This window comes from Allobosea robiniae, assembly GCF_900102525.1.
Lineage (GTDB): Bacteria > Pseudomonadota > Alphaproteobacteria > Rhizobiales > Beijerinckiaceae > Allobosea > Allobosea robiniae.
The window spans coordinates 1-11,769 of record NZ_FNBZ01000008.1; the positions used below are offsets into that span (position 1 = coordinate 1).

Annotated in this window: 11 protein-coding genes; 7 read left to right on the forward strand and 4 right to left on the reverse strand. The window is 63.3% G+C overall.

The window, feature by feature from the left end; translation table 11 throughout:
* Positions 1-441: 441 nt before the first annotated feature.
* Both BLQ70_RS20710 and BLQ70_RS25715 read right to left on the reverse strand, forming a co-directional pair.
* A complete protein-coding gene (locus tag BLQ70_RS20710; protein ID WP_091860821.1) occupies positions 442-717 on the reverse strand; it encodes a hypothetical protein in 276 nt (91 codons plus the stop codon).
* 54 nt (positions 718-771) lie between these two features.
* Complete coding sequence (locus tag BLQ70_RS25715; RefSeq protein ID WP_156407013.1) at positions 772-933, reverse strand: hypothetical protein; 162 nt, start codon at positions 931-933, stop codon at positions 772-774.
* A 340-nt stretch (positions 934-1,273) separates the two neighbouring features.
* Here BLQ70_RS25715 and BLQ70_RS20715 point away from each other — a divergent pair, with 340 nt between their 5' ends.
* From BLQ70_RS20715 to BLQ70_RS20745, 7 genes are all read left to right on the forward strand, one after another.
* A complete protein-coding gene (locus tag BLQ70_RS20715; RefSeq protein WP_162766130.1) occupies positions 1,274-2,797 on the forward strand; it encodes an OpgD/OpgG family glucan biosynthesis protein in 1,524 nt (507 codons plus the stop codon).
* 28 nt (positions 2,798-2,825) lie between these two features.
* Entirely contained in the window at positions 2,826-4,106 is a 1,281-nt protein-coding gene (locus tag BLQ70_RS20720) for a phospholipase D-like domain-containing protein (protein ID WP_091861421.1), read from the forward strand.
* A gap of 216 nt (positions 4,107-4,322) precedes the next feature.
* Positions 4,323-5,072 carry a Crp/Fnr family transcriptional regulator gene (locus BLQ70_RS20725; protein WP_091860827.1) on the forward strand — a complete coding sequence of 250 codons (750 nt, stop codon included), beginning with the start codon at positions 4,323-4,325 and terminating at the stop codon, positions 5,070-5,072.
* Positions 5,073-5,105: 33 nt separating this feature from the next.
* Positions 5,106-5,381 (forward strand): DUF6894 family protein, encoded by a 276-nt coding sequence (locus tag BLQ70_RS20730; protein WP_091860830.1) that lies wholly within the window; start codon positions 5,106-5,108, stop codon positions 5,379-5,381.
* Positions 5,382-5,595: 214 nt separating this feature from the next.
* Positions 5,596-7,029 (forward strand): sensor histidine kinase, encoded by a 1,434-nt coding sequence (locus BLQ70_RS20735; protein WP_342028494.1) that lies wholly within the window; start codon positions 5,596-5,598, stop codon positions 7,027-7,029.
* 26 nt (positions 7,030-7,055) lie between these two features.
* A complete protein-coding gene (locus tag BLQ70_RS20740) occupies positions 7,056-7,469 on the forward strand; it encodes a response regulator (protein WP_091861423.1) in 414 nt (137 codons plus the stop codon).
* Positions 7,470-7,491: 22 nt separating this feature from the next.
* Positions 7,492-8,559, forward strand: coding sequence for a histidine kinase dimerization/phosphoacceptor domain -containing protein (locus tag BLQ70_RS20745; RefSeq protein WP_091860836.1), 1,068 nt, complete (start codon positions 7,492-7,494; stop codon positions 8,557-8,559).
* A 21-nt stretch (positions 8,560-8,580) separates the two neighbouring features.
* Here BLQ70_RS20745 and BLQ70_RS20750 read toward each other — a convergent pair whose 3' ends face one another.
* Positions 8,581-11,115, reverse strand: coding sequence for an HWE histidine kinase domain-containing protein (locus BLQ70_RS20750; RefSeq protein ID WP_091860840.1), 2,535 nt, complete (start codon positions 11,113-11,115; stop codon positions 8,581-8,583).
* The gene (locus BLQ70_RS20755) at positions 11,112-11,660 is read right to left on the reverse strand and encodes a biliverdin-producing heme oxygenase (protein WP_091860843.1); all 549 of its coding nucleotides are present in this window, start codon (positions 11,658-11,660) and stop codon (positions 11,112-11,114) included. Before BLQ70_RS20755 ends, BLQ70_RS20750 begins: the two co-directional genes overlap by 4 nt.
* Between the last annotated feature and the right edge of the window lie 109 nt (positions 11,661-11,769).

Consider the following 11,769-nt stretch of genomic DNA (forward strand, 5'->3'; position numbering starts at 1 on the left):
GCTGCGCTATCCAGACCGGCTGAGCCGACCGCGTTGGCGCCGAGGCCAACCGCACACTAACATTCAACCTGGACCTCTCGGCGGGGGCGGATCAGATCGCGAATGTAACTCCGGCCAGCGTCCTGGCCGAGCAGCACCGCAAGATGGCCGCTCCCGGCACCGCGAAGCGCTGAACGGGCCAAGAGCGCGAGGAGCAAACGATGTCTGGACGCCAGAAGACAGAAACTGCTTTCGACCGAGCCCGCGAGCGGGTCGAGGGCCACCCGTCAGATCGGGATGGAAAGGGCACAAGCTGACACCGCCAGCTGGCCCACACTCCAGCGAAGAGACGACGGACCAGGCAAAGACCCCGGGGAGCGGCGCGCTGTCACCTCCCCGGCCGCGTCATGATATCGAGACGGGCACGGGCTGAGGCACGCATTCTTAGACTAAACAGTTTCGTTAGCCCTGCTTGTCGAGGTCGACAATCGTGATCGTTCCGCTCGGCTTGCGTTCTTGCGCCTCCGTCTGCTGTCCTCCCCCGACTTCCGAATGATGCTTCTCGGCCGCGAAGCCTTCGGGATCATCCGCATCATAGGGCGCATGAGGTCCCGTCGGGTGAGTCGAGCGTGGGTTGGGACCTGCGCGATTCTCGTTTTCTTCACCCGGCTGCCCAGGGCTGCGCGCGGTATTGTAGGCGGCCGGCGCATCCGTAACTTTGTTGGGAACCTTGTTCACTGATCTATCCTCTTGTGGGGTGAATGCCCTACGCCGGGAAGGTCGAGCCGCCCCCTACTGGCGAGGCGCAGGCAGCTTTTGAAGATCAGTCGGGCTTTTCGGCGCGTCCTGCGGATCGACATGCCCGGACCGCTGCTCGCGCAGCGTGTCTGCATGGTAGAGATTGAAACCCACGAAGATCACCACTATCATCGCGGCAATGACGGCGACGATCATCAAAGCAGCTCTTCCGGCCTTGCGTGGCGGCGGCGGCGCATGATTTGCGGGCATGAGGGTCCGACTTCTGCCTAATCGGTGATTTTGATCGAACGCGAGCAGGGCCGGCACGTTCCCTCGATCGAGAATCCGCTGATCCCGAAGAAAGCCATTTCCCTCTTTGATCGTCCGGCCACTCGCGGGAACCGAGTTCGTCTTGGTGGTGTTCTAAAAACGCCCGCCTGTTGGAGGCCGGCCGCTCAATCCGGGGGATTCCGCCTTGTCCGCACCGTCTCGTCGCGCGATGCTCGCTCTGCTGCCCGGCGCCTGCATATTCGGGAGCCGGTCGGTGCGAGCCCAGGTGGCCGCTGGATCCAAGAAGGAATTCGGCTACGACGACGTCGTCCAGCAGGCGGCGGCCCTGGCGAAGCAGCCCTTCGATGCCGAAAGTGCGAAGATCCCGGCCGAGCTCTCGAGCCTGACCTATGACAGCTATCGCGAAATCCGGCTTCGCCGCGACAAGGCCTTCTGGCGCGAGAACGGTTCGGATTTCCGCATGCTGCCCTTCCATCTTGGCTTCCTGCACGACAAGCCGATCCAGGTTCACATCATCAACCACGGCAACGCGACCCCGATCCCGTTTACGACCGGCCTGTTCGAATACGGCAAGGTTCCCGTCCCCAAGGGCCTTTCGCCGGCGCTCGGCTTCGCGGGCTTTGCGGTGACCACCAACCTGAACGACCCGAAGGTGCAGGACGAAGTCATATCCTTCCTGGGTGCGAGCTATTTCCGCTTGATCGGCCGGGGGCACCGCTACGGGCTTTCAGCGCGCTCGCTGGCGCTCGATGTCGGTGGCAAGGGGCCTGAGGAATTCCCGTTCATGCGAGCGCTGTGGGTCGACGAGCCATCACGCGACACGATCGAGCTCGTCATCTACGCCCTGCTCGACTCACCATCGGTCGCCGGAGCCTTTCGCTATATCGTCCGTCCGGGCCGCCAAACCCATATGGACGTTACCGCGACGATCATCCCGCGCCGGGAGATCGAGCGGATCGGTATCGCGCCGCTGACCTCGATGTTCCAGGCTGGCGAAGGCGACCTCGGGCAGCGAACCGATTTCCGCCCCGAGATCCACGATTCCGACGGTCTGATGCTGCAGTCCGGCAGCGGAGAGTGGATCTGGCGCCCCATTCGCAACCCCAAGGCGCTGCGCATATCGAGCTTCAGCGACAAGAATCCGCGCGGCTTCGGCCTGATGCAACGCGACCGCGATTTCGGCAGCTATCAGGACCTGGAAGCGCGCTACGATGCGCGGCCCAGCTACTGGGTCCAGCCTCAGGGCGACTGGGGTGAAGGCCGGATCGAGCTCATCGAAATCCCGACGGATAACGAAGCTTTCGACAACATCGTCGCCTGCTGGACGCCCAGCAAGTCCCTGCCCAGCGGAGAAGCCGCCGCGTTCAGCTACCGCATCTCGGCGCTGTCGACGACCTGGCACCTGCACTCCTACGCGCAGGTTCAGCAGAGCTTCAACGGCTCGGATATCGAGGACGGCGTGTCCGAGGGTAAGGGTACGAAACGCTTCATCGTCGATTTTGCCGGCGGCGACCTCGCCTACTACCAGAGCGAGCCCGACCGCCTGGAGCTTGTCGCGACGACGACGGCCGGCGCGATCACCACGAAAATCCTGACATTCAATGCGCCACTGAAAGGCGTGCGTGCCATCGTCGACGCGACGCTGCCGGACGGACAGTCGGCGGAGCTTCGCATGTTCCTGAGGGCGCGTAATCGCACCCTGAGCGAGACCTGGACGGCGACCTGGTCGGTTCCGGCCGGCGACTCCGCCAAGCCACAGCCTTCGAAGACCGAACCGGCACGCAACTGATGCCTCTGCCTTTCAAGCCGACATGCTCATGACGCTCCGACGGCATCCTCTCGTCATCGCGCTCATCTCGGCCATTCTGGGTGTCGTGGGCTGTCTCGTCGTCGGCAACCTGCTGCCGGAGCCGCAGGAGCTGAAGCAACCGCTTCCACATCACCTCGCCTCGTCGGATCGTCAGCTCAGGACGTCGATGGGCGCCCTCTTCGGCTCGAACTACGTGCCCGGCAACAAGGTCGAGACGCTGGTCAACGGGATCAGGATCTTCCCCGCGATGCTGACAGCCATTCGCGAGGCGCGGCAGACAATCAGCTTCGAGACCTATATCTACTGGCGCGGCGCCATCGCCGAGGAGTTTGCCGATGCCCTCTCGGCAAAGGCACGGGATGGATTGAGCGTAAAGGTGCTGCTCGACTGGGTCGGCAGCCTGCCTATGGACGAGCAGCTCATTCAGCGGATGCAAGACGCCGGCGTCGAGGTCGTCCGCTTTCGCCCCGTCACCTGGTATACGCTCGACCGCGTCAACAACCGCACCCATCGGAAGTTGCTGGTCGTCGATGGGCGCATGGGTTTCACCGGCGGCGTCGGCATCGCCGATGAATGGAACGGCGATGCGCGCACGCCGAACGAATGGCGCGACACTCACTATCGCATCGAAGGGCCAGCCGTGGCGGAATTCCAGGCCGCCTTTGCCGAGCACTGGATCGAGGCGACCGGGGAGCTGCTCCTGGGCGACCGCTTCTTTCCGGAGATCGCCCCGGCAGGCGACCACGCCGCGCAGGTCGTCGTCAGCTCGACCCACCAGCGCAACACCATGCATCTCATGCTGATGACGGCGCTTGCCGCCGCGCAGAAGAGCATCCGCATCGCGACGCCCTATTTCGTTCCCGACGACCTGACGCGCCAGCAGCTTCTCGAAGCCCGCAAGCGCGGCGTCGAGATCGAGATCATCGTGCCGGGGCCCCGCACGGATGCACGCGTCGTCAGGAAGGCGTCGCGACATCTTTGGGGCGACCTGCTCCAGGCCGGCGTGAAGATCAGCGAGTATCAGCCGACCTTCTTTCACTGCAAGCTCGTCATCGTCGACGATGTCTGGGCCTCCGTCGGCTCGACGAATATCGACGACCGCGCCCTCAGGCTGAACGACGAAGCCAACATCAACCTGTTCGACCGCGAATTCGCCCGAACCCAGACGACCTTGTTCGACAAAGATGCCGCAGCCTCCCGCCCCTATACCTTCTCGGACTGGCAAAACCGTTCACCCAGCGAGAAATTCTCGGACTGGCTCTCCAGCCTCGCTCGATCGCAGATCTGACGTCGCGCCCAAGCCCCTTCGTTGAATGGTGCTCGCAAGGCACAACCAAGCCATCGACCACATCGCCGTGCCAGTGGCGGGCAGCTCGACCGACCGATCCATGCCGAAATCAGAATCGGGAGCTTTCATAACGCTGCGGCTCATATAGCATTTGATGCAGCGCGAGCCGGCACGATCTCATATCTGCGAGACGTCATCCGACGTGGCAGGAAACGAATGGACAAGCAGCACTATCTTGAACGGCTCGTTCTCAAGCTGGAAACCCATGTCCCCCTGCCCCCGGCCGAGCGGGAGAAGCTGTTGCAACTGCCGCTCACCTTGAAGCGCCTGGAAGCCAATCACGACATTGTCCGCGAAGGAGAACTTACGCAGCAGTGTTGCCTCGTCGCCGAAGGGCTGGTCTGTCGCTACAAGATCGTTGGCGACGGTGCGCGGCAGATATTGTCGCTCCACCTTCCCGGCGACATTCCGGATATCCACTCTCTCCTAATCGAGCGCATGGATCATTGCCTGGGAACGCTGACACCGGCGGTTGTCGGTCTCATCCCGCACGAAGCGGTCAGGTCTCTTACGCGGGCTTCCTACCGGGTATCGGAAGCGTTCTGGCGCGAAACGCTCATCGAAGCCTCGATTTATCGTGAGTGGATGGTCGGTATCGGGCGCCGCGCGGCGCCGAGCCGGATCGCCCATCTGCTCTGCGAGTTTATCACCAAGATGACGGCGATCGGCTTGTCCGACGGCGTGATCTGCAATTTGCCTTTGACGCAACCCGAGATCGCCGATGCGCTTGGCCTGTCAACGGTTCACATGAACAAGAAGCTCCGGGAAATCCGAGAGGCCAGACTTGTTCGGATCAGGGTCAATCGACTGACGGTTCTGGACTGGAAAGGCCTTTGCAGTTTGGCTGAGTTCGATCCGGATTATTTGCATCTCCAACCCGGCGCCGCCAAAATCAAAGACGATTGAGGAACAGGTTTGCCTTGGCTGCATTAGGCAGGCATGCCCAGCTATTTCTTTCACACGCGCGATGGATGGAAGCTCGAAATCGATGAGGAGGGTACGGATTTACCCGACGACCAAAGCGCGCGAAATGCCGCTAAGGAACTGTTGGCGGCCCTGAATCGCGAAAAGTTGCCCAATGGTGACCATATGTCCCTTTCGGTCACCGTGCAGAATGCCCAGGGCGTGGACATCTACGTTGCGAACTTGCGCCTCGATGGCGCCTCCACTGACATTCTGCCCGATCCGAAGCTCAGCAAGCAAGATGGCGGATAAGGTGAGCAGGCATCGGTTTCCGTACTGAGGCAATCGATCGCATTTCAGACTGCGGCCATGCACAGGGACGGACAGTGCGCAATATCATTTGTTATTGCTCCAAGAGCTTTGATTAGCGCAGAGAGATGCATCTCTCCAGCTGGTTCCATGCATGCCTATCTCCCAGGCGTTCTTTCGACGCTCGAACGCCCTGCTTCTGGCCATCGGCATCGCGGTGCTGGTCGGCATCGTGGCGACGTCGCTGTGGCTGACGAGCGCGAGCGAGCGCTATTTCGGCGAGGTTACGGCCGCCCGCGCGGTCCGAAGCGCTACCGCAGACCTGTTGTCACTGGTGCAGGATGCCGAAACGGGCCAGCGCGGCTTCCTGCTGACCCGGGAAGAAGCCTATCTTGAGCCTTACAACGTCGCGCTTTCCAAGCTGGCGGCTCAACGAGGGAATCTGGAGCGAGCCGCGGCCAAGCTGCGCGAGGTCGGCCCGCTGCTTCAGCGTGTGACGAGCGAACTCGATCAGAAGATGGCGGAACTTGCTGCAACGGTCGAGGCGACGCGCAAGGGTGACACCGAGACGGCTCTGCGAATGGTCCGCAGCGGAACCGGCAAGCAGCTCATGGACGATCTGCGGACCGACCTAACCGCTATTCTGACCAATTCTGAAGCGGAGCTGAGGGAAGCGATCGATGCGCAGCTCATCGCCTCGACGCGGCTGCGCTGGACGACGATCATCGGCGCGATCCTGATCCTCGCCATGGCCGGCGCGGCGAGTTGGACCATTATCAGCTATACCCGCGAACTCGTCGCAGCGCGTCGCGAGGTCGAAACACTGAATGTCGGGCTTGAAGAACGCGTGCGCGAACGAACGGATGCCCTCGTCAAGGCGAACGAGGAGGTCCAGCGCTTTGCCTATATCGTGACGCATGATCTGCGCGCGCCGCTGGTGAACATCATGGGCTTCACCAGCGAGCTGGAGGCAATGTTCAAGCCGATCGACGCCTATGTCGTGGCTGGGAGCGCAGCCTCGCCTGAGCAGAAGGCCGCAGCGGAGGAGGCTCTTCGGGTCGATGTCGCCGAGGCGATCGGCTTCATCCGCTCGTCGACGCGAAAGATGGACGGGCTCATCAACGCGATCCTCAAAATCTCCCGTGAGGGGCGCCGCGAATTACGCGTAGAGACTGTTGATCTGACCGGGCTCATCGAGACCGCCGCAGCGGCGGTCCACCATCAGGCCAGTGCGGAGGAAAGCGGCGGGATCGAGATCGACTCGCAGGTTCCTCGCGTTGTCAGCGATCGCCTGTCGCTTGACCAGATCATGGGCAACCTCATCGACAATGCCATCAAATACCGGGCGCCCGACCGTCCGATCAAGATCGCCGTCCGCACGCGCCGGGAGCGCCGCGGCTGGGTGAAGATCGAGATCGAGGACAATGGCCGCGGCATCGCGGCGACCGACCACGAGCGCATCTTCGAATTGTTCCGGCGCTCTGGCACGCAGAACACGGCGGGCGAAGGCATCGGCCTCGCCCATGTCCGCACGATGGTGCGCAATCTCGGCGGCGACATCGCCGTGCGCTCAGAACTTGGAAAAGGCACGACCTTTACCGTGACCCTGCCCCCCGACCTCGCGGCCTACAGACGGAGTGCCGAAGCGTGACCAATGGAAAGCCCGTCTCGATCATCATGATCGAGGACGATGAAGGCCATGCCCGCCTCATCGAGAAGAACATCCGCCGCGCCGGTGTTAGCAACGAGATCATCCCCTTCGCCAACGGCACGGATGCGCTGAACTACCTGTTCGGCCCCGATGGCTCCGGTGCCGTCAGCGCCGGCCGCCAGCTCTTGATCCTGCTCGACCTGAACCTGCCCGACATGGGCGGCGTCGACATCCTCGAGAAGGTGAAGGCGAACACGCATACCAAGCGTTCGCCCGTCGTCGTGCTCACCACGACCGACGACAGCCGCGAGATCCAGCGCTGCTACGATCTCGGCGCCAATGTCTACATCACCAAGCCCGTGGATTACGACGGCTTCGCCAACGCGATCCGCCAGCTTGGCCTGTTCTTCTCCGTCATCCAGGTTCCGGAAACGCCATGACCGGCTTGCGTGGCCGCCGCTGATGCCGAACCGGCCGATCAACGTCCTCTATATCGACGACGACGCCACACTCGGGCGCCTCGTGCAGCGCATGCTCGCGCGCCACAACTATGTCGTGGAGCATGTCGAAACCGCCGATGCGGGCCTCGCGCGCGCAGAAGCGGGCGGCATCGACGTCATCATCCTCGATCATGATCTCGGGACAGCTTCAGGGCTCGATGTCCTCTCGGCGCTGTCCAAGGATGCAGCGTCTCCCGCCGTCATCTATGTGACCGCCTCATCGGAGCTGTCGATCGCGGTGACCGCGCTGAAAGCCGGTGCCATGGACTATGTCGTGAAGACGGTCGGCGAGGATTTCGAGATTCTGCTGCGGGCGGCTCTGGAGCACGCCGTGGTGAAGACGCGATTGACCCGGGCCCGCGAACAGGCGGAGCATGAAGTGCGCGCCGCACGCGACCGCGCCGTGACGCTACTGGCCGAGGTCAATCACCGCGTCGCCAACAGCCTGTCGCTGGTCGGCTCGCTCGTCCGCATGCAGGCAAACTCCGTCGAGGACCCCGGCGCCAAGGCGGCGCTCGCCGAGACGCAGGCGCGCATCACCGCGATCGGCAACCTGCATCGCAGCCTCTACACCTCCGACGATGTCCGCGCCGTCGATCTCGCGGGCTATCTCCGTTCGCTACTGGAAGAGTTCGCGCAATCGCTCGCCGGCTCCGGCCAGATGCCGTCGATCCGCTGCGAGGCGGAGCCCGTGCTGGCGAAAACCGACAAGGCGATCTCGATCGGGTTGATCGCGACGGAACTGGTGACCAACGCGCTGAAATACGCCTATCCCAACGGCCAGGGCGAAGTCCGGGTTATCCTCTCCCGCGAGGGCGACACGGTCACGCTCAAGGTCGCCGATGATGGCATCGGCTGGACGGGAACCGGCACGATCCGGGGAACCGGCCTCGGCAGCAAGATCGTGCGCGCGATGGCGAAAAGCCTCGCTACCGAGTTGCGCTATGCCGACACCGGTGGGTGCGGCACGCAGGCCGTCATGGAGCTGTCGCTGGCTGGCCTAGCACCTCCGGCATCTGAAGCGGCCTGAGCCGCGGCGGATTCTGGCGAGCTAGACGACGCCCGGAAGCCTGCGCAGCGCAGCCTCCAGTGCAGCCAGATTGTAGGGCTTGCGCAGCGTCGCCGCCTCGGCGACGCCGAGGATCGCGAGATCGTCGTAACCCGTCGCAAAGAGGAAGGGGACACCGAGCTCGCGCAGGCGATTGCCGATCGGCTCCGAGGTTTCCGAGCCGAGATTGACGTCGAGGATGGCGAGATCCGGCGCCGTCCGGCTCAGGAAGGAAAGAGCCTCGGAGACGTTCGCGCAGACTTCGACCTGGCTTGCCCCCAGCGTCGCTAGCATGTCCTCGCAATCCATGGCGATGATGAACTGGTCCTCGACCAGCAGCACACGCTTGCCGTCGAGCGGCCGGCCGGGTTTGCCCTTGACCGGAACGGGCGCTTCCTCGGGAGATGCCGCATCCTCGGTCCAGCGGACGAACTTGGCGGGGATGCAGAGTTTTGCCGTGATGCCTTGGGGCTCGAACGATACATCGCTCCGCCCGCCGAGATCATAGGGGATGCTGCGGCCGATCAGGATGCTGCCGAAACCCTGGCGGGACGGCGGCGTGACCGGCGGCCCGCCCCGCTCCTGCCAGACGATCTCGCAATCCCCGCCGGCATTTACAGACCAGTCGACGGTGAGCTCGCCGGTCTTGACGGACAAGGCCCCGTATTTCGCGGCGTTGGTGATCAGCTCATGGATCACCAGGGCGACGACCGAGAAGGCGCGGGCATCGAGTGATACGGACGGTCCGCGCACCGTGATCGTGCCGCCGCTCGTCCGATAGGGCGAAGCTTCCGCGTTGATGAGGTCGAGCAGCAATCCGCCGCCGCTCGCCCGCATCGCCTGGTCATGGGCGATGGCCAGCGCCTCGATCCGCCCTTTCAACGACGTCACATAGGCCTCGATCGTGGCGCCTTCCGCAAGCGGATGGGCAACGATCGACTTGATTAGGGCGAGGATGTTCTTGACCCGGTGGTTAAGCTCCTGATTGAGCATCTTCTGGCGGATTTCGGCCTTGTTGCGCTCGTCGGCCAGAAGCTCGCTCTGCCGCAGCACGACCTCGATCAGCGTCCGGCGCGCCGATTCCGCCAGCTCGCGCTCGACCGGCGTCCAGACTTTCGAATGGCCGGCCACCGTCTCCTTCCAGACTGCGAAGCTCTGCCGCGGCGTGAGCCGGTCGCCATGCGGGCCGGAGGCATAGGTCTTGTTGGGGTCGCCGCCCCACTCGATCATGTGGACGAGCTCACGACGGAAGAAGAACAGATAGTCGCGCGGGATTTGCGACAAGGGGATCGCAAGCAATCCGGCGAACTGCTCGGCATGAGCCCGCGCGGCAGGAAGCGCCTCGGCGAGCGCCGTCGTCGCCCAGATGCGTCCCTCGCAGACCTCACCGGCGAAGGCTGCGAGTTCGCCCGCGAATTCGGCCGGCGGGGCGCTGCCTTCGGCCCGCCACTCGCCGTTGACCCAGACGCCGACGCCGTCGCTTTCCACGAGATTACGGAACGCGGCGAGATGCTGGCCGAGGAAACCCGAAGCATCGGTCACATGGGCGGCGGACGAAAGCAGGCCGTTGAGAAAATCCCGCGCCCTTTCGGCAGCGAGCAGCATCTGCTTTTGCGTCAAGGCACCAAGCTGGAGCGCGAAGAACTCGCCGAAGATCTCCGCGGCGATCCGGCGGTTCATCGAGAGCGAGCGCGGGCTGTAATGGTGGCAGGCGATCAGCCCCCAGAGCGCGCCGTCGACGATGATCGATACCGACATCGAGGCCGAAACCCCCATGTTGCGTAGGTATTCGCAATGAATGGGCGAAACGCTGCGCAGGTGGGCATAGGACAGATCGAGAGGCTCTCCGGCAGCGTCCAGCACCGGCATGATCGGGAAGCGCTCGCCGCTCGAATCCGAAACCACGCGGATCGGATTGAGGAGATAGAGCTGCCGCGCCTGCTGCGGGATGTCGCTCGCCGGGAAATGTTGCCCCATGAAGCTTTCGAGGTCGGGGCGCTTGGCCTCGCTGACGACCTTGCCCGAACCATCGGGCGCGAACTGATAGATCATCACCCGGTCGTACTGGAGCACCGCCCGGAGCAGACGAGCCGCATTCTTGATCAGCTGAGCTGGCGTGGTGACGTCCGAGAGCCGGCCAACCAGCGTCCGCGCGAATTCGAGCGGCGAGCTCGGCCCGGCCGGGACGCTCTTCTCGAATTCGATGATGGCGTTGCCCTTGAAGGCATGGATCGAGATGTCGAACTCGCGATCCAGCGAAGGTAGGCGATAGCGGGGCATCAAGCCCGCACGGGAAGGCACGCCAGAACGGGCGAGCGCATTGCGCATCTCATGAACGACCGGCCCGCCAAGGACCTCTTCGAGCCTGCGGCCGACGAGCTCGAATTCCTTGAGCCCGAGGAAGGCGCTGGCATTCGACGAATGGCGCCTGATCGTCACCGCCTCGGCATCACACACGATCATACACCCATGGGGCTGGACGCTGCCGGGAATATGGATCGGCTCGCGATCACAGTTCGTCAGATCAACGGTCGTCATGCAGGAGAGAGTTCTTCCGATGTGAAGGCCTGGATGGCGTGGAGGAAAACGGCTTTGGCGGACTGCGCGGCCGCATCCCACGCTGGCCGGTCGAGCCCCTCCAACGCAACCAGAAGCGTGCGCCAGCTATCGAGGGAGCCGGCTTGAGCCGAAAGGTAGCGTGCTCCGTTTTCAGGCCCGAACCCCAGCGGTTCCACTCCCTTCACAAGCACCCGAGCCCCCAGGGCCGAACCTTCAAGAACATAGGCAGCCCCCAGGAACGCAGCCATGTCATTTGACAGATGGAAAGGTTCGCTCGCCGGACATGCCAGCGTCAGGTCGGCGAGATCCGCCTCCAACTCAGGCAGAAGCTTGCGCGGTTGCCATGGCGAAACCCGCACGGGTGCGGCGTCCGACAAAGCCGCCTCGACCGGCACGCGATGGCGAAACGTACCATGCAGGAAGCGGGCGTACTCGGCACGGTTCGAGAAGACGCCGACGATAGCATCCAGTTCGCGATGAAGCTCTTTCGTTTCACCGCGCAAAAAACTTCTGATCTCAATCATTCTGTCGGCATCCAGAATCGCCTCGCATCGGCACCGCTATAGCTCAGTTTCAGCGGAATCGGCGCTGTCTTCATCGTGGATTTGACCGGGAACGCCTTCAAGATGGCCC